15 protein-coding genes are annotated in these 20,886 nt (G+C 61.1%); 8 read left to right on the forward strand and 7 right to left on the reverse strand.

Going from position 1 to position 20,886, the window contains the following annotated elements; all coding sequences use genetic code 11:
* Window positions 1-92 precede the first annotated feature (92 nt).
* The gene (locus CGS49_RS06005; RefSeq protein ID WP_097800970.1) at window positions 93-716 is read right to left on the reverse strand and encodes a thymidine kinase; all 624 of its coding nucleotides are present in this window, start codon (window positions 714-716) and stop codon (window positions 93-95) included.
* Window positions 717-797: 81 nt separating this feature from the next.
* Window positions 798-1,439: a redox-sensing transcriptional repressor Rex gene (locus CGS49_RS06010; RefSeq protein WP_097800971.1), complete on the reverse strand. Its 642-nt coding sequence runs from the start codon at window positions 1,437-1,439 to the stop codon at window positions 798-800.
* Window positions 1,440-1,700: 261 nt separating this feature from the next.
* Between CGS49_RS06010 and CGS49_RS06015 the strand changes: the two genes are divergently transcribed.
* From CGS49_RS06015 to CGS49_RS06045, 7 genes are all read left to right on the forward strand, one after another.
* Window positions 1,701-2,378, forward strand: a complete 678-nt coding sequence (locus tag CGS49_RS06015) for a ClpP family protease (RefSeq protein ID WP_097800972.1) — start codon at window positions 1,701-1,703, stop codon at window positions 2,376-2,378.
* 90 nt (window positions 2,379-2,468) lie between these two features.
* Window positions 2,469-5,372 carry a DNA translocase FtsK gene (locus tag CGS49_RS06020; protein ID WP_097800973.1) on the forward strand — a complete coding sequence of 968 codons (2,904 nt, stop codon included), beginning with the start codon at window positions 2,469-2,471 and terminating at the stop codon, window positions 5,370-5,372.
* A 15-nt stretch (window positions 5,373-5,387) separates the two neighbouring features.
* On the forward strand, window positions 5,388-7,451 hold the full coding sequence (locus tag CGS49_RS06025; protein WP_097800974.1) for a YgiQ family radical SAM protein: 2,064 nt from the start codon (window positions 5,388-5,390) through the stop codon (window positions 7,449-7,451).
* Window positions 7,424-8,569 (forward strand): ComEC/Rec2 family competence protein, encoded by a 1,146-nt coding sequence (locus CGS49_RS06030; RefSeq protein WP_097800975.1) that lies wholly within the window; start codon window positions 7,424-7,426, stop codon window positions 8,567-8,569. The genes CGS49_RS06025 and CGS49_RS06030 overlap by 28 nt, the downstream gene beginning before the upstream one ends.
* 14 nt (window positions 8,570-8,583) lie before the next feature.
* Window positions 8,584-9,564 (forward strand): Abi family protein, encoded by a 981-nt coding sequence (locus tag CGS49_RS06035; protein WP_097800976.1) that lies wholly within the window; start codon window positions 8,584-8,586, stop codon window positions 9,562-9,564.
* A gap of 211 nt (window positions 9,565-9,775) precedes the next feature.
* The gene (locus CGS49_RS06040) at window positions 9,776-10,462 is read left to right on the forward strand and encodes a methionine synthase (RefSeq protein WP_097800977.1); all 687 of its coding nucleotides are present in this window, start codon (window positions 9,776-9,778) and stop codon (window positions 10,460-10,462) included.
* Window positions 10,449-12,893 (forward strand): homocysteine S-methyltransferase family protein, encoded by a 2,445-nt coding sequence (locus CGS49_RS06045; RefSeq protein ID WP_097800978.1) that lies wholly within the window; start codon window positions 10,449-10,451, stop codon window positions 12,891-12,893. The genes CGS49_RS06040 and CGS49_RS06045 overlap by 14 nt, the downstream gene beginning before the upstream one ends.
* Window positions 12,894-13,610: 717 nt before the next feature.
* Here the strand turns inward: CGS49_RS06045 and CGS49_RS06055 are convergent.
* Complete coding sequence (locus tag CGS49_RS06055) at window positions 13,611-14,159, reverse strand: phosphatase PAP2 family protein (RefSeq protein ID WP_097800980.1); 549 nt, start codon at window positions 14,157-14,159, stop codon at window positions 13,611-13,613.
* Window positions 14,160-14,330: 171 nt separating this feature from the next.
* On the opposite strand from CGS49_RS06055, the gene CGS49_RS06060 reads away from it, so the two are divergent.
* A complete protein-coding gene (locus tag CGS49_RS06060; protein WP_097800981.1) occupies window positions 14,331-15,464 on the forward strand; it encodes a hypothetical protein in 1,134 nt (377 codons plus the stop codon).
* A gap of 41 nt (window positions 15,465-15,505) precedes the next feature.
* On the opposite strand, the gene CGS49_RS06065 is transcribed toward CGS49_RS06060, so the two are convergent.
* The 4 genes from CGS49_RS06065 to CGS49_RS06080 form a co-directional block, all read right to left on the reverse strand.
* Window positions 15,506-16,465 carry a carbohydrate kinase family protein gene (locus CGS49_RS06065; RefSeq protein WP_097800982.1) on the reverse strand — a complete coding sequence of 320 codons (960 nt, stop codon included), beginning with the start codon at window positions 16,463-16,465 and terminating at the stop codon, window positions 15,506-15,508.
* A 21-nt stretch (window positions 16,466-16,486) separates the two neighbouring features.
* On the reverse strand, window positions 16,487-17,884 hold the full coding sequence (locus tag CGS49_RS06070; protein ID WP_097800983.1) for a glycoside hydrolase family 32 protein: 1,398 nt from the start codon (window positions 17,882-17,884) through the stop codon (window positions 16,487-16,489).
* Window positions 17,881-19,269, reverse strand: coding sequence for a PTS transporter subunit EIIC (locus CGS49_RS06075; protein ID WP_097800984.1), 1,389 nt, complete (start codon window positions 19,267-19,269; stop codon window positions 17,881-17,883). The genes CGS49_RS06070 and CGS49_RS06075 overlap by 4 nt, the downstream gene beginning before the upstream one ends.
* Window positions 19,270-19,639: 370 nt before the next feature.
* Complete coding sequence (locus CGS49_RS06080) at window positions 19,640-20,626, reverse strand: LacI family DNA-binding transcriptional regulator (RefSeq protein ID WP_097800985.1); 987 nt, start codon at window positions 20,624-20,626, stop codon at window positions 19,640-19,642.
* Window positions 20,627-20,886: the final 260 nt, after the last annotated feature.

Consider the following 20,886-nt stretch of genomic DNA (forward strand, 5'->3'; position numbering starts at 1 on the left):
GCATCTGCTGCCGAAAAAAGTGCAAAAAAGGCCGCCGCATCTTTCAATGCAGCAGCCTTGTATACAAGAACGAGACGAAAAAGAACGTGAGATTACGCGTTTTCTGACGCATTCCCGGTTTTTGCGGCGTAGAAGGCGCGCTTTGCCTTGAAGTAGCACTGCGGGCACATGCTGACATACTGCACGTCGTTCTCCAGGTCGATGGCCACCTGCTCACCCTCAAAGACGAACCGGCCGTTCACCTTGCGGCAGTTGCAGATGGCTTTGCGCCCGCAGGTGCAGATGGTCTTCATCTCCTCGATGGTGTGGGCCAGCTCCAGCAGGCGGGTGGAGCCGGGGAAGCCCTTGAGCGAGAAATCCGCCCGCAGGCCGTAGCAGATCACCGGGATGTTCAGGTCCACCGTCACCATGAACAGCTGTTCGGCCTGCTCCGGGGTGAAGAACTGGCTCTCGTCGCACAGCACGCAGGCCAGCGGCTTTTCGCCCGCGGCGGCCTTTTGCACAGCGTCGAACACGTTCAGCTGGGGCGGGATGAGCAGGTCGGCCTTGCGGCGCACGCCCAGGCGGCTGACCAGTTCGTCGCCGCCCTTGGTGTCCACCTGCGGCTTCAGGATCAGCACCCGCATGCCCTGCTCCTCGTAGTTGTGGGCCACCTGCATCAGGGCGGTGCTTTTGCCGCTGTTCATTGCGCCATAGCGGAAATACAGTTTTGCCATGTTCGATCTTCTCCTTACAGAAGAAAAGACTGCTGCTCTTTGTGCAGCAGTCTTTTCTGTTATTACTATAATGGGTATGGCTCAGTCCTGATTGCGCAGGCGGTAGCCCAGGCTCATCAGGCTGTCGCCCAGGTGGACGTTCTCCACCACCACGTCGGGGTAGGGCACCGACAGGTCGTAGTGGGAGAAGTTCCAGAAGCCTTCGATGCCCAGATCCACCAGGCGGCCGCTGACCTGCTCGGCCCCGTCGCGGGGCACGCACAGCACGGCGACTTTGGGCTGGTGCTCGGCACAGAAGGCCTCCAGCTCGTCGATGTGGCGGATCTGGATGCCGCTGATCTCCTTGCCCACTTCGCTCTGGGCCACATCAAAGGCGGCGATGAGCCGGTAGCCGTTGGTGTCGGTGGTGATAAAGCGGCTCACGGCCTTGCCCAGACGGCCGCAGCCGATCAGGATGGTGGGCAGCAGGTCGCCGTTGCCGAACAGCAGCGTTTCCAGGATGGACAGAAGATTCTCCACCGAGTAGCCGATGCCCTGGCGGCCGTTCACGTCGCCGATGCAGTTGAAGTCCTGCCGCACCTGGGAGGCCGTGGTGCCCATCTGGGCGGCCAGCTCCCGGGAGGAAATGCTGGTGATGCCTTCTGCCTGCAGAGAGCGCAGATAGCGGTAATATTTGGGAAGACGCTTGATTACGGGAAGGGAAGCTTTTGCGGGTGTGGTCATGGGTGATACTTTCTCCTTTCAACCCCGAAAATGCGGCACTGCTTCTGGTCTGCTGTTCAGAACGCAGGCGTGGGGAACCTACGGAATCGTCTTATCATTTACAATCAATCATATAAAGTATACCGCACTGTTGTTCAATGTCAAATATTTATCAGAAAAAATTTCTGAAAAAACCTGAATCTTTATTCTTTCTTGGGGATGCATAGCCGGCCCCTGCGCGGGGAAAGCTGGCAGAAAACGATCCGCACAAGGAGGAAGCCTATGGCAGACAAGGCACAGCCGGACGAGCACCGGCAGCAAAAAGAGGATATTGAGGATTTTGGCACCGTCTCCCTCACGCAGGGGGCCCATGTCATCCACTGCCTGACCGTCATCGGCCAGGTGGAGGGCCACAGCGAGGCACCCCAGGGCCAGAAGACCACGAAGTACGAGCACGTCATCCCGCAGCTGGTGGCCGTGCAGGAGGACCCCCGCATCGAGGGGCTTCTGGTGCTGCTGAACACGGTGGGCGGCGATGTGGAAGCGGGCCTTGCACTGGCTGAGCTGATCGCCAGCGTATCCAAGCCCAGCGCAACGCTGGTGCTGGGCGGCGGGCACTCCATCGGCATCCCGCTGGCGGTGAGCGCGCGCCGCAGCTTCATCGTGCCCACGGCCACCATGACGGTGCACCCGGTGCGTCATTCCGGGGTGATTTTGGGAGTCCCGCAGACTATGCGCAGCTTTGAGCAGATGCAACAGCGCATCACCGGCTTCGTGGCGGCCCACAGCGGCATGAGCGAGAAGCGCTACACCGAGCTGATGCTCCACACCGGTGAGCTGGTGATGGACATGGGAACCGTGCTGGACGGCCGCCGCGCCGTGAAGGAAAAGCTCATCGACGAGCTGGGCGGGCTGTCGGAGGCGCTGCAGTGGCTGTATGGGGAGATCGAGAGGAAATAACACAACAATAGGTTTGCCATTTTCCCTTCTGCGTGGTACAATAATATAATCTGATATTATGTCTTTCACAAATGTGGGGAAGCGAGAAGAATGGCAACAAAAAAACGAAAATCCACCGCGCGGCGCGCAGCATCGCGGAAAAAGCAGGCACAGCAGCGGCTCCCGGCCGGGCTGGGCACCCTGTTCGCGGGCCTGCTGCTGGTCGTGCTGGCCTTTGTGCAGGGCGACTCGGTCTGGCGGGCGCTGCACGACGTGCTGTTCGGCCTGTTTGGCTGCGGCAGTTTTGTGCTGGGCGCAGCGGTGTGCTGCCTGGCCGTGCAGTACACCCGGGGCGAAGACCTGCTGCCCAAAATTTTCAAGCTGGTGCTGGGGCTCATCTTTGCCAGCGGCACGGTCATCGTGTTTTCCGGCATCCAGCCGCAGGGCCTTTCGGCCTTCCAGATGGCGGCGGCCTGCTACGAAAACGGCGTGAGCGCCTGGCTGGGCGGCGGCGCACTGGGCGCTGTGCTGGGCGGCAGCCTGCTGCTGCTCTGCGGCCGCCCCGCCGCGAACCTCATCATGCTGGTGCTGGCGCTGTGCGTCAGCCTGTACATTTTTGACCGGACCCCGGCCGAGGTCTGGCAGTGGCTGTGTGCCGTGTTCGGCGGTGCCCGCGCCCGGGGCGCAGCCCTTGCACAGCAGAGCGCCGAGCGCCGTGCCGAGCGCGCTGCCGCCCGCGCCGCAGAGGCCGAAGACGAGCCCGACGAGGGCTCTGAAGATGAGGAGGCTGAGGACGAGCCGGAGGATGCCGGCTTCCGTCTGGGCCTGCCGGACTGGCTCAGCGGCATCCGCAGCTGGGGCCACAAGGTGACCGAGGAGATGGAAGCCGAGGATGAGGGCGCAGCCCCGCAGCCCGCCCCGGCCCAGCCTGTTGCGCAGCCGGAACCGGAAACCCCGGTCATCACGCCGGTAAAGGTGAGTGCGCCCCGGCCCCGTGCGGCCTTTGACGTGGACCTTGGCCCCGACCACACCGAGGTGAAGGAAGGCGGCAGTGAACCCATTGAGCCGCTCATCGTCGGGCCCGGCGGCACCTTTGGACAGGACCCGCTGCGCCCGGCCCGGAAGCCCGCGCCGCAGCCCATCGTGCCGGACGCCGTGGAGACGGATGCGGCCGACTTCTTTGCAAAGCCTGCAGAACCGGTCCACCCTGCGGCAGAGAGTTTTGATACCCCGGTCATGACGCCGGTGGTGCCGACGATCCAGCCGGAAGCTCCGGCAGAGCCGTCTGCACCGGATGCCGTGGAGATGCCGGAAACGGCTGCCATCCAGCCTGCCGTCCCGGCGGCACAGGGGCATGTCAGCGCTGAAAACGCCGTGGCCATGCGCAGTGCGCCCGACGCCGACGGCTGGATCAGCATCACGGCCGAACCGGTGGAGGAAAAAGATATCAGCTCCCTGGTCGCTGCCGCCATGGAAAAGCCCGCGGCCTCGGAGCAGGCGGCAGCGCAGACCCCGGTGGAAGACGCCGAACCGGTGGACACCTTCCAGTATCAGTACCCGCCCATCGAGCTGTTTGAGCGCTCGCCGGACGAAAGCGACCCCACCGCGCAAGATGAGCTGAAAGCCAACGCCCAGAAGCTGGTGGACACGCTGGAGAGCTTCGGCGTGCGCACCCGTGTGCTGGATATCTCGCGCGGCCCGGCCGTTACCCGATACGAGGTGCAGCCCATGGCGGGCGTGAAGATCAGCCGCATCACCTCGCTGGCCGATGATATTGCCCTGAACCTTGCCGTGGCCGATGTGCGTATGGAAGCGCCCATCCCCGGCAAGCCCGCCGTGGGCATCGAGGTGCCCAACCACAAGCGGCAGGCCGTGTACATCCGCAGCGTGTTCGAGAGCCAGAGCTTTCTGCGCATGTCCTCGCCGCTGGGCATCGCCCTCGGCAAGGACATCGCCGGTGTGGCACAAGTGGCCGACCTGTGCAAGATGCCGCATCTGCTGATCGCGGGCAGCACCGGCAGCGGTAAGTCCGTCTGCGTCAACAGCATCATCATGAGTCTGGTGTTCCGCTCCAGCCCGGAGGACGTCAAGCTGCTGCTCATCGACCCCAAGGTGGTGGAGCTGGCCGAGTATAACGGCATCCCGCACCTGCTGATGCCGGTGGTCACCGAGCCGAAAAAGGCCGCCGGTGCGCTGGGCAGCGCCGTGCAGGAGATGGAGCGCCGCTACCGCATGTTTGCGGAGAACAACGTCCGCGACATCAAGTCCTTCAACAAGCTGGCGGCCGAGCGGCTGGACCTTGAAAAAATGCCCTACATCGCCATTGTCATCGACGAGCTGGCCGATCTGATGATGGTGGTGGGCAAGGATGTGGAAGATTCCATCTGCCGCATCGCCCAGAAGGCCCGTGCCGCCGGTATGCACCTGATCGTGGCCACCCAGCGCCCCAGCGTGGATGTCATCACCGGCCTGATCAAGGCCAACATCCCCAGCCGCATCGCGTTCGCGGTGTCCAGTCAGGTGGACAGCCGCACCATTCTGGATGGGGCCGGTGCTGAAAAGCTGCTGGGCCAGGGCGATATGCTGTTCATGCCCGTGGGTGCCCCCAAGCCCACCCGCATTCAGGGTACCTTCGTGCGGGATGAGGAAATCAGCCGCGTGCTGGACTTCATCAAGTCCAGTGCCACGGTGCAGTACGACGAGGCCATGATCGAGGCCATGGAAAAGCACGCCATTCAGGACGGCAAGAAGGGCAGCAGCGGTGCGGACTCCGACGAGGACTCGGACAGCGACCCGATGTTCAAACAGGCCGTGGAGGTGGTCATCGATGCCGGACAGGCTTCCACCAGCCTTCTGCAGCGCCGCTGCAAGCTGGGCTATGCCCGCGCCGCCCGCATCATGGACGAGATGGAGCAGAAGGGCGTCATCGGCCCCTACGAGGGCGCCAAGCCCCGCGCCGTGCTCATCAGCCGTCAGCAGTGGCTGGAGATGCAAATGAACCAGCCGGATGAATAAATAAAAAGGAGCATTATGGACACTTCTTCCCCAAAGATCTACACCGAATTTTTACCCATCAACCGGGCCGATATGGAAGCCCGCGGGTGGGACCAGCTGGACTTCGTGGTGGTGGGCGGTGACGCCTATGTGGACCACCCCAGCTTTGGCACCGCCATCATCAGCCGTCTGCTGGAAGCGGAAGGCTACAAGATCGGCGTGCTGGCCCAGCCCCGCTACACCGACTGCGAGGACTTCAAGCGGTTTGGCAAGCCGAAGTACGGCTTTTTCATCGGCGGCGGCAACGTGGACAGCATGGTCAGCCACTACTCGGTGGCCAAAATTCCGCGTGCCGAAGACGAATACTCCCCCGGCGGCAAGGGCGGTGCCCGCCCGGACCGCAGCGCCACCGTGTACACGAAGCTTGCCAAGGAAGCCTACCCTGACCTGCCCGTCATTCTGGGCGGTCTGGAAGCAAGCCTTCGCCGCTTTGCCCACTACGACTACTGGATGGACACCGTGCTGCCCAGCATTGCGGAGAGCTCCGGAGCGGATATCATCAGCTTCGGCATGGGTGAACATCAAACAGTCGAGATCGCCCGCCGCCTTGCCGCAGGTGAGCCGGTGGAGCACATCACCGATGTGAACGGCACCTGCTACCTGACCGACTTCGATCACCTGCCGGAACGCTATGTGGAGTGCGCAGGCTACAAAAAGGTGGCCAGCGACAAGGTGGCCTATGCCAAGGCCTGCCGCATCCAAATGGACAATCAGGACGTGGTCAGCGGTCAGATCATCGTGCAGAAGCAGAGCGAGAAGTACCTTGTGCAGAACATCCCGGCAAAGCCGCTGGTGCGCTGGGAGTTGGATAAGGTCTATGCCCTGCCCTACACCCGCCGTTATCACCCCATCTACGAGGCCATGGGTGGTGTGCCCGCCATCCGCGAGGTGCAGTTCTCCATCATCCAGAACCGCGGTTGCTTCGGCGGCTGCAACTTCTGCGCCATCCAGCTGCATCAGGGGCGGCGCGTCACAAGCCGCAGTGCGGACAGCATCGTGGAAGAAGCCGAGCGCATGACCCACGAGCCGGATTTCAAGGGCTACATCCACGATATCGGCGGCCCTACCGCAAACTTCCGGTTCCCGTCCTGCCGCGAGCAAATGCTGCGCGGCATGTGCAATGGCGGCAAGCACTGCCTTGCCCCCACCACCTGCTCCCACATGATCGTGGATCACAGCGACTACCTCAAAATTTTGCGCCGTGTGCGGGAGCTGCCGGGAGTGAAAAAGGTGTTCATCCGCAGCGGCATCCGTTTCGATTACCTTATGGCTGACCCGGACGATACTTTCTTTAAAGAACTGGTGGAGTACCACGTCTCCGGCCAGCTGAAGGTGGCCCCGGAGCACTGCGCGCCCAACACGCTGGCCTACATGGGCAAGCCGCCCATCGAGACCTTTAATAAATTCAAGGATAAGTTCTACGAGCTCAGCAAGAAGGCGGGCAAAAAGCAGTACCTGGTGCCCTACCTGATGTCCAGCCATCCGGGCAGCACCCTGAAGGACGCCGTCTATCTGGCCGAGTACCTCTATAAAAATCATATGCGCCCGGAGCAGGTGCAGGATTTCTATCCTACCCCCGGCACCGTGAGCACCTGCATGTTCTATACCGGCCTTGACCCCTACACCCTCAAGCCCGTGTTCGTGGAAAAGACCCCCGAGGGCAAGGCCCTGCAGCGTGCGCTGCTGCAGTACTATGAGCCCCGCAACGCCGAAAAAGTGGTCAAGGCTCTCAAGCTGACCCACCGCGAGGACCTCATCCCGCTGCTGGTGCCCGCTGAGGGCCGCCGCGCCGTGCAGCGCTCTGCCCGCCGGGCCGAAGCCGCTGACGTGACCATCCACAATGACGGCACTTACACCGTCCGCCCGCAGAAGGGCCATAACGGCAAGCCCGCCCACGGCCAGAGCCGCTCTGCCGCCCCGGCGGGCCGTCAGCCCAGCCCCGGTGCACGGTTTGCGCCCCACTCGGCACCCGCGCATAAACCGAAAAACAATCAACAGAAAGAGAATACGACGTGGAAAACTGGAAAGAAGAAAAAGTAAACCAGCATAAAAAGGGTTTGTGGCAGCGCCTTGCCGCGCTGGCCGTTGCGGCCACGCTGGCACTGGGCCTTGCAGCCTGTGATGCCTCAGCCATAACGCCGGGCGGCAGTGCGGATGTGGTGCCGAACCCGTCTTCTGCCGCTGCGGCAGTGGACACCGTGGAAGCCCCCTTTGAGATGCACTTCATTGACGTGGGCCAGGCGCTGAGCGTGCTGGTGGAGTGCGACGGGCAGTACATGCTCTACGACGGCGGCAATGTGGACGACGGCAGTCTCGTCGTCTCCTACCTGCAGAGCCAGGGTGTGGAGCAGCTGGAATACGTCTTCTGCTCCCACGCCCACGAAGACCACGTGGGAGGTCTGGCCGCCGCGCTGGCCTACTTCCCGGCGTACCACGTGTACAGCCCGGTGACCGAGGCATCCACCAAGTGCTTCAAAGATTTTGTCAAGTACACCCAGCAGCAGGGCCTGCAGGTGGAAGTGCCCGCCGTGGGCACCACCTGGCCGCTGGGCGGGGCGACCGTGACCATGGTGGGCCCGGTGGCGCAGTACAGCGACACCAACGATACCTCCATCGTGCTGCGCATCGAGTACGGCTCCACCAGCTTCCTGCTCACCGGCGACATGGAAAAGACCGCTGAGACCGACCTTGTGAACAGCGGTGTCAACCTCCGGGCCGATGTGCTGCAGGTGGGCCACCACGGTTCCAGCACCAGCACGGGCTATCTGTTCCTGAACTCTGTCCTGCCCGAGATGGCGGTCATCTCCTGCGGCGTGAACAACAAGTACGGCCACCCCCACGAGGAGACCTTGAGCATCCTGCGGGATGCGGGCGTGGACGTCTACCGCACCGACCTGCAGGGCACCATCACCATTGGTTCGGACGGCCAGAACTACACCGTGGGCACTGAGCACTTTGCAGAGGACGCCCAGCTGAACCCCACCGACCCGGCGGCGTCCAGCACGGCCCAGCAGGCGTACATCGGCAATGTGAACAGCAAAAAGTTCCACCTGCCCAGCTGTTCGAACCTGCCGGCAGAGAAGAATCAGATCTTGTTCTCCAGCTATGACGAAGCCGTGGAAGCAGGGTATACGCCCTGTTCCAGCTGCATCAAATAAGAAGGAATGCGAAAATGAGCAACCGGATAGACAAACCCAAAGAATCTGCGGCTGCGCTCGTCTGCAAAATGAGAGATGAACTTGGTGTGACGTTCCGGTATACGACGGAACGAGAGGCCGAAGATTACTTGACGGATGTAAATAATTACATGCGGGTGGGATCTTACCGCAAAAATTATCAGAAGGCGTTACGCGGCCCGGATACAGGCAAGTATGTGCATCTGGATTTTGCATGCCTTCAGGAGTTGGCGGTTCTGGATATGCACTTTCGATTTCTGGTGCAGCGCATGTGCTCGGATATTGAGCATGCGCTGAAAGTAAAGCTCATTGCAGAAATTGAAAAAGATGAAACCACAGATGGTTATGATATCGTGAAACAATTTTTGCAGCAGAATCCGGTTATTGTCCGAAAAATCGAGAGCACAGTTGCGTCGCCGTTCACAACAGATCTGATACATAAATATTTTTCGACACAAAAGATATTCAATGAAACAAAGGGACGCTATGAGATCAGGATCATTGACTGCAGTGATTGCCCGGCGTGGGTTTTGCTGGAACTTCTGACATTTGGAGATTTTCTGTACTTCTATGACTTTTACGCTTCAGGAAAATCAAAAATTCCTAGAAATATTCTGAACATGGTCAAAAGCATCCGAAATGCAGCGGCGCACAATAACTGCATTCTGGCCGATCTCAACCGCGGAAATGTCCGAATCCCAAAGGAAATCGATATTCAGGTCCAGAGCTTCCGCACCATCAGCAACCATACGCGGAAAGCAAAGCTTTCCAGCAGGCCTATGGCGGAATTTGCAGCATTGCTGTATGTTTATGACCTCACGGTCTGCGGAAAGGTGCGGCAGCATCGGACGGAAGAATTGAAAACATTCTTTTTTGGCAGGATGCAGGAGAAAAAGAATCTTTTTCGTGAAAATGAATTGATCCAAACAACGTATGATACTGCGATAAAAATGGTTGAAGGCTTTTTTGGGAATTGACAAAAGACTGAAAGATTACTATAATGATAGTAACATGAAAAAGCCGAAGGGCTTTTGTACGAACGGCGTTACGATGCCGTTCTATTTTTTAGCTGCTCTGTTTTTCAGAGCAGCTTTTTCTTTTATCTGTAGGGCTGCGGGATTGATAAAATCCCACAGGTGCGGTATACTTAAGACCACTTTATTTCAAAAAAGCAGGGAGGTGCGGCGAATGATCGGAGCACCGCAGCCGCTGGTGCTGGAAAAGCCGGCGGCCATTGATACGGCGCAGGCCGCACGCTACTTCGGTGCGCGGGGTACGCCGGACGAAAGCACGATGGCACTGCTCGAAAAATGCGCCGTGCCGCTGCTGGCGGCGGCGACGCCCCGGGCCGTCTGGCTGGAAGCCGATGTGGACGCGCTGGCCGAGGCGGGCATCCTGCGCGGCGGCGATGTGATGAAGCATCTGGAAGGCTGCCCGCAGGCGCTTTTGCTGGCGGTGACCTTAGGCCCGGCCGTGGACGCCCAGATCCGCTGCGCCGGGGTGGGCGATATCGCGGCGGGTGTTGCGTCCGACGCACTGGGCAGTGCACTGGCCGAACAGGCCGCCGAAGCTGCCGAAGCCGAGCTGCGCCAGTGGGCCGCCAAAGAGGGAAAGTATCTCACCGGGCGCTTTTCGCCGGGCTACGGCGACTGGGACATTGCGGTGCAGCCGCTGGTGGCAAACGCGCTGGACACGGTGCGCCGGGCGGGCCTGTGTGTCACCGACACCAACCTGATGACCCCGCGCAAGAGCGTGACGGCCATTCTGGGCGTCAGCGACCACCCGGTAAAGGGAAAACTGGCCGGGTGCGGCCACTGTGTGCTGCGTACCCGTTGTGAATACAGAAAGAGGGGAAAGACCTGTGCAAGCGAGTGAACTTTTCAAGCAGAGCAACACCATCCTGCTGGATGGCGGCATGGGCACCATGCTGCAGGCTTCGGGCCTGAAGCTGGGTGCCAAGCCGGAAGAACTGAATATCACGAACCCGGAGCTCATTGAGAGCATCCACGCAAAATACGCCGCTGCCGGCAGCCGCATCGTCAACGCCAACACCTTCGGCGCGTCGGCCCACAAGCTGGCGGGCAGTGCCTACAGTCTGGAGGAGATCATTGCGGCGGGTATTGCCAACTGCAAGCGTGCCTGCGCGCCCTATGGTGCCCTGACCACGCTGGACGTTGGCCCGCTGGGCGAACTACTGGAACCCAGCGGAACGCTGGCCTTCGAGGACGCCGTGAACGAATATGCCCGCATCGTCCGGGCAGGCGTTGCCGCCGGGGCCGACCTCATTTTCTTCGAGACCTTCACCGATCTCTACGAGCTGAAAGCCGCCCTGCTGGCCGCGAAGGAAAACAGTACTCTGCCCATTCTGGCCAGCATGAGCTTTGAAGCGGGCGGCCGCACCTTTACCGGCTGCACCGTGGAGAGCTTCGGCGTCACAGCCCGGGGTCTTGGAGCCAACGCAGTGGGCATCAACTGCTCACTGGGCCCCAAGGAGATCTACCCCATGGCAAAGCGGCTGGCCGAGGCCGTGCCCGGCGACTTCCCGGTCTTTGTCAAGCCCAACGCGGGTCTGCCCCGCGCCGACGGCAGCGGCTACGACATCACCCCGCAGCTGTTCGCCATGGAGATGAAGCCTTACCGCGACCTGCATCTGTTCGCGGCGGGCGGCTGCTGCGGTACCACGCCGGACTTTATCAAGCTGCTGAACGGCGTGTTCGCAGGCTGCGTGCCGGGCCGTCCGGCCCACAAGATGCCCTCGGTGCTGTGCAGCCCGGTGGATTTCGTTAATGTGGACGGCATCACGGTGGTGGGTGAGCGCATCAACCCCACCGGCAAAAAGCGCTTCCAGCAGGCATTGCGGGAAGGCGACATGAACTATATTCTCGAGCAGGCCGTCAGCCAGGTGGAAGCCGGGGCCCAGGTGCTGGACGTGAATGTGGGCGCACCCGGTGTGGACGAGCCTGCCATGATGCCGAAAGTCGTCAAAGCCCTGCAGAGCGTCACCAGCCTGCCGTTGCAGTTGGATTCCTCCAATGTGCAGGCGCTGGAAAACGGCCTGCGGGTCTACAACGGCAAGCCCATCGTCAACTCCACCAACGGCGAGCAGGAAAAGCTGGACGCCATCCTGCCCCTGTGCAAGAAATACGGCGCGGCCATCGTGGGCCTTGCCATCGACGAGCGCGGCATCCTGCCTGCCGCCGAGGACCGCGTGGACATCGCCCGCCGCATCACCGAAGCAGCCCTCGCCGCCGGCATCCCGCGGGAGGATATCTACATCGACTGCCTTACCCTGACCGCCAGCGCCCAGCAGAAGGACGTGCTGGCCACCGTGCAGGCACTGGAAGCCTGCAAAAAGGAGCTGGGCGTGCGCACCATTCTGGGCGTGTCGAACATCAGCTTCGGCCTGCCCTGCCGCCCCTATCTGAACACCACCTTCCTCACCATGGCCATGTACGCAGGACTCGACCTTGCCATCATGAACCCGTCCAGCGAGGAGATGATGGCGGCGGTGTACGCCTACAACGTGCTGACCAACCGCGACGAGCAGAGCACCAGGTACATTGAGCGTTACGCCAGCCGCGTGCCTGCGTCGGTGGCTCTCAAGCAGGCTGCACAGGCTGCCCCGGCGGCGTCGGCTTCCTCATCCTCATCCGGCGAGAGCGCCGAGCTCACCGGCCCCTATGCCCCGCTGATGAAGGCGGTGGAGAAGGGCCTGAAGGGTGACGCCGCTGCCCAGACCCGCGCCCTGCTGGAAACAAAGCAGCCGCTGGACGTGGTGGACGAAGCGCTGATCCCGGCGCTGGATATTGTGGGCGCGAAGTACGAAAAGGGCACCCTGTTCCTGCCCCAGCTGCTGCAGGCGGCCAGCGCCGCCCAGAGCGCCTTTGAGGAGATCAAGACCGCCATTGCCAAAAAAGGCGAGGGCAGTGCCAGCAAGGGCCGCATCGTGCTGGCCACCGTCAAGGGCGACGTGCACGACATCGGCAAGAACATCGTCAAGGTCATCCTGGAAAACTACGGCTTCGAGGTGCTCGACCTGGGCCGCGATGTGCCGGTGGAGACGGTGGTGAACACCGTGCGCGAAAAGGATGTGCATCTGGTAGGCCTTTCCGCCCTGATGACCACCACCCTCAAGAGCATGGAGGAGACCATTGCCGCTCTGCACGAGGCAAAGCTCGACTGCAAGATCATGGTGGGCGGCGCGGTGCTCACGCCGGAGTACGCCGAGAAGATCGGCGCCGACTGGTACGCCAAGGACGCCAAGCGCAGCGCCGATATCGCAAAGGAGTTCTTCGGGGCGCAGTAAGCAGCAATAGGCGCATGCCAACAGGGAGCTTTCTCCGCGAACAGCCCGGGACTCCAGTCCCGCCCCAACGCTTACGCGCCGGGGCCCCACCCCCAGGTCATTCGCCGGAGAAACTCCCTGCCGTCCTGCCCGGCCCGCCGCCCTTTTTATCACAGCAGAATCTATTTGCAAATTGTTCAAAAACTCCACAAAGAAATGCCACGATTGTCTGGTAACATAAGGGTGCAGTCAGGGAGATGCAAAGACACCTCCCAAAAGTCAACAAGGGCTTTCACCTGCGGGGGCCGGTGCAGCAGCACGACCCAGCAGGTACTTATGAAAACACTGTCCCCCGTCCCATGCCAGGCAATCGCCCGGGCGGCGGACAGACTACCAAATCCCTCCTGATCTGCCGCAAAGTTCGGGAGTTTCCATACCGCAGCCAGCACCGCTTTATCCTCCTTTCCACGGTGCTGGCTGCTTTTGTTTTGTCTGAAGAAAATGATTTAGAATAGCCGCCGCGTGCGCTCTGGCTATTTTCAGCGGAAATTTTATGATAGTTTGCCCCTCGGAAAATCTGCGGATTTTCCGAGGGGCTTTTTCACGAGAAGGGATGAAAGCGAAAAAACTTCGTTTAAATAAAAAGCTCCCCCTTTCGGGATCGACTTCCCCCGGCCGGGGGAAGATGGCGAAGCCAAAAAGGGGAGCACCTGTCGAGCGAATGCGAGACTGAGAGGGTTATACAGTTCGTTTTACTTCTTTGCAGTTCGACAATCTGTTGCTGACTTTGTCCGCCAGCGGGGAGCCGAGGGCTCCGGCGGCAAGGCCCAGCGCGATGCCGCCCAGAATGTCGGTGGGGAAGTGGACGTAGAGGTACAGCCGGGTGAAGCCGATGAACGCCGCCAAAACCAGCGCAGGCACCCCGAGCCTGCGGTTTTGGAACCACAGGGCAAATGCCGCCGCAAAGCCCGACGCCGTGTGCCCGGAGGGGAAGGACCAGCCGTGCGGCCGGGCCACGAGGGTGAGCATCTCCGGCCGGATATCGCAGGGCCGGGGCCGGGCGAACAGCGGCTTCAGGATAAAGTGCCCGGAGACCATGTACAGGCACAGTGCCAGCGCCATGGCAAAGCCTGCCTTGCGGGTGCGCCGGAACGCAAGAGCCAGCACCGTGAGGGCAATCCAGAGCTCGCCGTGGGCTCCGGCGGCATCGAAGAACACGGCCAGTGCATCCAGCACCGGGCAGCGCAGGGCCTGCAGGGCATCCAGAATGGTAAATTCAAAGGGCATCGCGTTTGCCTCCCGTCTTGTCTTTCTGCTTTTATGGTAGCACAGCGGGCAGTGCAGAACAAGGACGAGACTTGTACAAAGAAGAAAGAAATGTTAAACTGAAGATAAACAGGACTGGAAAAACCAAAATTTTGCAATAAACAGATAAAATAATACAAAGAGGAACACGAAATGAAGCGGGAGAAGAAGGCAAAGCAGGATCACGGCACCGTGTTCAGCACGCTGTGCATGGTGCTGTTCGGCGCGGCGCTGGGCATTTTTGCGGGCAAAGATCTGTTCGAGATCGTGGAGGGTGTTTCCTTCGGGGAGTACCTGCTGCATGTCGCCTGGCTCATCGTAATGATGACGGCGGTGTTCTACCTGCAGACCATCCTGCACGAGGGCGGGCACCTGGTGTGTGGCCTGCTGACGGGCTACCGGTTCGTCTCCTTCCGCATCGGCAGCTGGATGGTGCAGCGGGAAAACGGACGTCTGCGCTTCCACCGCTACACGCTGGCGGGCACAGCCGGGCAATGCCTGCTGGCCCCGCCGGAATTGACAAACGGGAAAATGCCCTATAAACTCTACAATCTGGGCGGCGTGCTGGCGAATCTGCTTGCGGCGGCGCTGGCGGGCCTTCTGGTGGTGCCGTGCCGGAACGTCTGGGACGCAAAGGTGCTGTTTGAAATGCTCTGTGTCGTTGGCCTTGGCACTGCGCTGACCAACGGCATCCCGCTGCGGGTGCAGGGCGTAGCCAACGACGGGGCCAACGCCCGGGACCTGGGCAAGGACCCGGCGGCGCTGCGGGCGTTCTGGGTTCAGCTGAGCATGAATGCCCGGCAGGCTGAGGGGGTGCCCCTGCGGGAGATGCCGGAGGAATGGTTTGCGCTGCCGGATGGCGGGCTGGACAACATCATGCTGGCTTCGCAGGCTGTGCTGCACGCGAACCGTCTGATGAGTGAGCAGCGCTTTGCCGAGACGGCGCAGTGCATCGACGCGCTGCTGCAGGGGGATACGGCCATCCTGTCGCTGCACCGGAAGCTGCTGCTGTGCGACCGGCTCACCTGTGCACTGCTCACCGGCGAGGACGCCGCGCCCTGGCTTGTGCGCTGGAACAGCAAGGAGATGAAGGCGTTCCGCAAACAGATGCGCAGCTTCCTGAGCGTGCAGCGCACGGAATATCTGGCGGCCCTGCTGGCGGAAAGGGATGCTGCCAAGGCGGAAGTTTTCCACCGGAAATTCGAGCAGCGTGCAAAGACCTACCCCTATGCCGCCGAGGCGGCAGACGAGCGGGCGCTGGTGGAGTTGGGCGCACAAATGGCATAAAAAGACCCCTGCGGTGCTGGCCGCAGGGGTCTTTGGCATCATCAGAGAAGTTTGTCCAGCGTTGGGTAGCTGTCGATGGCACCATGCTGCTGCACGCTGATGCCGCAGAACTTGTTGGAGAAAGCGAGGTATTCGTTCAGCTTCGTTTTGCTCAGCTTCGCCAGCTTTTCCAGCGTTACGCCGTCGCGGGAAAGCTGCCACAGGAAGGAGCCGATGAAGCCGTCGCCTGCGCCGGTGGTGTCCACGGCCTTCACTTTCTGGCAGGGGGCAAAGCCGTGGGCCGTGCGGGTATAGGCGTGGGCACCTTCGCTGCCGCAGGTGTAGAGCACCAGCTGCACATCGCCCACAAACAGCTGCGGCAGGGCCGTTTCCATGTCCGCCGTGCCGGTGAGAAACTCCAGTTCTTCGTCCGAAATTTTCAGGATGTTTGCAAGCGGCATAAACTGCAGCACGGTCTCGCGCAGCATCTCGCGGTCCGGCCAGAGGGGGAAGCGCAGGTTTGGGTCAAAGCTGACGATGGCTCCGGCCTCCCGTGCGGCGCTGATGGCAGCTAAGTGGGCGTGGCGCATGGGGCTGTCCACCAGCGAGACGCTGCAGAAGTGCAGGGCAAAGGCGTCGGCGAACCAGGCCGGGTCGATCTGCTCCGGTGCATACAGCAGATCTGCCGATGGTTTGCGGTAGAAGCTGAAGGTGCGGTTGCCGTCTTCCTCCAGGCTGACGAAGGCCAGGGCCGTGTTGGCCTTGTCGGTGAAAGCCAAGTGAGAAAGGTCGATGCCGCAGGCTTCCAGCTCCCGGGCGATCTTGTGGCCGAAGGGGTCGTCGCCCAGCTGGCTCAGAAAGGCGCTTTTGCCGCCCAGCCGGGTGAACGCGGCGCACACATTGGCCGGTGCGCCGCCGGTGCGCGGGCTGAAGGACGGCACCTCGTCAAAGGAGCAGCCCACCTTGGACGGGATCATATCAATGAGTGCTTCGCCGATGGAAAAGAGCGTATCGCCGGGCATAGAGAACCTCCGAAAATCTTTTTATAAACTGTAGACCAGCGCATCCGTGCCGCTGATCTTCACCGCAACATCCCCAGCTGCGGGGTAGTACCGGGTGCTGAACACGGCCGCGCCGTCGTTCAGGAAAATTTCCAGCGAGGAACGGTCGCCCACCACCCGCACGCTGCGGCAGGGAGCAGAAAGTTTTGTGCGGCGCTGGGTGCGGCCGCTTGCCTGTGCAGGGTCGGTGAACTGCAGAACACAGGTGCTGTCCTGTTCAGTATACACCAGCTCCACGCCGCGTGCAACGGTGAGGGCAAAGTCCCCGGCGGGCGCGGCGGTCAGGTCGAAGCAGGGGGAGAGGGATGCTTCCTCACCGTTCCGCAGTGTCAGGGCTGCGGCGCTGCGGCGGGCGTCCAGCTCCGGCACCGGGGTCTGCAGCAGGGTGCCGCCCGGGCCTTTGGTCAGCAGGCGCGGCACGGTAAAACAGTGCTGCCAGCCGTGGGCCACCGTGGGTGCGTTGCCGTAGTCGGCGTCGGGCATGCCCATCCAGCCGATCTGGATGCGGCGGCCATTCTCGTCCACAAAACTTTGCGGGGCGTAGTAGTCAAAGCCTGCGTCCATCTCATGGAACTCGCCCAGCGTGCATTCTCCGCGCCAGTCGCCGTACACGGCAAAGTAGCCGCAGCCGTAGACGTTCTGGCACGCGATGCCCTGGGGCGACACGGCCAGATACCACTGGCCGTCGAGGCAGAACAGGTCCGGGCACTCCCACATATAGCCGAAGGTTTCCGGGGTGGTGAGGGTATTGATGTGGTTCCAGTGCAGCTTGTCGGTGCTTTCCAGCACCAGCACCTCGCCCTTATCTTCCAGCGTGCGGGCACCCAGAACCATGTAATACTTGCCCTCGTAGGCGAACACTTTCGGGTCCCGCACATGGCAGGTGAGCCCGGCGGGGTAATCCTTGTTGTACAGCAGGCACTGCTTGCTGGCCACCGTTTTGCCGTCGTGGCTGACGGCAAGGCAGACGTTGTGCCCACGGCCCTGCTTGATGTAGTCGTAGTCGCCGGGGTGCTTCACGTTGCCGGTGTAGTAGAGGTACATCTCGGTGCCCTCGATGAGCGCTGAGCCGGAGTAGACGCCGTGGCAGTCAAACGGCTCGTCCGGGTAGAGCATCACGGGCAGCGGTTCCCAGTGCATAAGGTCAGTGCTGACGGCGTGGCCCCAGTGCTTGACGCCGCCGGTCACATCAAAGGGGCCGTACTGGAAAAAGGCGTGGTACTGCCCGCCGTAGACGCACAGGCCGTTGGGGTCGTTCAGCCAGCCCACCGGCGGCTGCAGATGGAACTGCTGGCGGTAGGGGTCGGCTTCCACATCGGCCTTGCCGAGGGACTCCACCAGAGGGACAAGCTTTTTCAGATCGCGCTGGAGTGCATTCATGCCTTGACCTCCTCAGGCTTCCAGATGACCCAGGTGACGGCAAAGGACACGCCGAAGGAAATCGCCATCATGATGATGTACTGCAGGGGCATATGCAGGTGCAGCAAGATGCCGAAGACGCCGGTGACGCCGGTGCCGGTGGCACCCAGACCCACGATGCTGGCGTACAGAGCGCCGCAGGCACCGCCCAGCAGGCCGCCGAGGAAGGGCTTGAAGTAGCGCAGGTTCACGCCGAAGATAGCGGGCTCGGTGATGCCCATGCAGGCAGACAGGGCAGAGGGCAGGGCCATGGACTTGACCTTGGTGTCCTTGGTCTTGAGGGCGACGGCCAGAGCGGCACCGCCCTGGGCAACGTTGGCGGCACTTGCCAGCGGCAGCCAGTAGGTGTAGCCGTAGCGGGCCAGCTGGCCCAGGTCGATCAGGGTGTACATGTGGTGGATACCGGCGACCACGGTGATGGCATACAGGCCGCCCATGATGAAGGAGCCGATGCCGTAGGGCATGGTGATGAGGGCCTGCACACCGGTGATGATGCTGTTTTCCAGTTTGGTGAAGACGGGGCCGATGGCGGCGAGGGTCAGGTAGCCGGTGACGAACACGGAGACCAGCGGGGTGACGAACAGGTCAAACATGGCGGGCACGACCTTGTGCAGACGCTTTTCGATCTGGCACATGAGCCACACGGCGATGATGACCGGGATGACGTGGCCCTGATAGCCCACCAGCGGCACCGAGTACAGGCCGCCGAACACCGGCTGCATCACGTTGACGCCGTTCGAGACGGTCCAGGCGTTCTGCAGGTCGGGGTGGATCATGATCATACCGATGACTGCGCCCAGATACGGGTTACCGCCGAACACTTTTGCGGCAGAGTAAGCGATCAGGATGGGCAGGAAGGTGTAGGCCGTGTTGGAGAACAGCTTTGCAAAGACATACACCGAGCCGGTGGTGTCGATGTTCAAGAAGCCGTTGTTCACCATGAAGTTCAGTGCTTCCATGATGCCCATGAGGAAGCCAGACGCCACGATGGCCGGGATGATGGGCACGAAGATGTCGCCCAGGGTCTTGATGGCACGCTGATACCAGGGTGCCTTGGCGGCAGCGGCCTGCTTGACTTCTTCCTTGGTGCCGCCCTCGATGCCGGCCAGCTGGATGAACTCGTCGTAGACCTTGTTCACCGTGCCGGTGCCGAAGATGATCTGCAGCTGGCCCTGCGCCTCAAAGACGCCCTTTGCGCCTTCGGCGTTTTCCAGCTCCTGCTTGTTGACTTTGCTGTTGTCCGCAATGACCAGACGCAGGCGGGTGGCGCAATGCGCTGCCGAAACGATGTTCTCTTTGCCGCCGATGCAGTCCAGAACCTGCTGTGCCGCGTGTTTGTAATCCATAGCTTTCTCCTTTTCCTGAATGTGGGTGGGCAATTTGCTTGAAATCGGTTTCACTGACATTATTATACGCTGAACAGCAAATTGTTTCCATTCGCAGGGGGCATAAAATTGGGACTGGTTCTGTTATTGATTTCACATGGTTTCATATGGCATATGGGTAAAAGTGCTTTGCCGGGCGGGGAAAATTTGTGCTTTTCCAGCTGGCGCGATGCTCCCGCAGGGAGCCAACGCCAGCAGATGCCGTTTGCCGTTACGGCCCCTCCCGTGAAAATGTGTTTGGAGCGGCCCGCAGGCCGCGACAAACACGAAATATAAAAAATAATTTTTCCGCTGATATTGTCAGAGCGCAAGCGGAGACAATTTTAAATCGTTAGTCCCCGGTACTCTCCCGTTCCATCAATTCAAACCCCAGCATCTGGCTGCGGGGCACGGCGTGCGGGTCGGCCAGCAGGTCCATCAGAAGGGCGGCGGCATCGCGCCCGGCGGTCTTGTAGTGCAGGTGGGCACTCGTCAGCGGCACAAAGGCATTGCGCCCCACCTTGCTGTCGCCCACCGATGCAATCATGACATCTTCCGGGATGCGGATGCCGTGCTCCCGGCAGTACTGCATCGCCCCCAGCGCAATGGCGTCGGTGGCGCAGAACAGGCAGTCAATGTGCGGGTTCCGCGCCAAAAGCTTTGCAGCCTGTTCGTAGCCGGATTCCTGGCTGAACTTTGCCACAGCCATCCGTTCCGGGTGCAGGGGCAGCCCGGCGGCTTTCAGGGCGGCTTCGAAACCCGCCCGCCGCTGCTGGCCCGCACACTTGTCCAGCAGGGTCACGCCGATGTAGCCCGGGGCCCGGCGGCCCTTCGCCAACATGTGGGCCGTGGCAGCCTGCGCGGCCCCCGCGTCGTCGTGGTACACCGAGCAGCAGCCGGGGAAGTTCTGGCCTAAGATCACGATGGGCACATGCAGATGCTCCAGCAGGGTTTTGTGCTCCGGGGTGTAGAGTGCTGCAATGAGAATGATGCCGTCTACCGTATGCAGGCGCAGGGTGTCCAGCGCCTGCAGTTCTTTTTTGGTGTCGTTGGCGGTGTTGATGAGCAGCAGCTGATAGCCGGATTCTTCCAGCACGCTGCCGATGCCTTCCACCATGCGGGGGCAGCTGTCGCTGGAGAGCTTGGGCAGGATGACGCCCACCTGCCGGGTGCGGCGGGTGCGCAGCATCTGGGCCTGCATACTGGGGCGGTAGCCGGTGGCCTCCACCGCCGCTTCGATCTGGGCGCGCTTTTCGGCGCTGAGGTAACCGCCGTTGAAGTAGCGGCTCACCGCCGCCTTGGAGACCCCGGCATATTGGGCAAACTCGGTGATATTCATAAAAGCAACCTCTTAAAATATATAGACCATTTAAAATTGTCTCCGCTTCGCTCTGACAATATCAGCGGAAAAATTATTTGTATATCTGTAAATCAGAAAAGCCTGCGGGCTTTTCTGATTTACTTTTTCACGGGAAGGGCTGTAACGACAAACGGCATTTGCTGCTGTCGGTCTTGCGACCGTCGCGCAGCGACTTCAAACGGCGGAACACAAAAAATCCTCTAGCGAAGCGACTTGGATTTTTTGTATGGAGCCCTTCT

It is taken from the genome of Faecalibacterium langellae (genome assembly GCF_002549775.1).
Taxonomy (GTDB): Bacteria; Bacillota; Clostridia; order Oscillospirales; family Ruminococcaceae; genus Faecalibacterium; species Faecalibacterium langellae.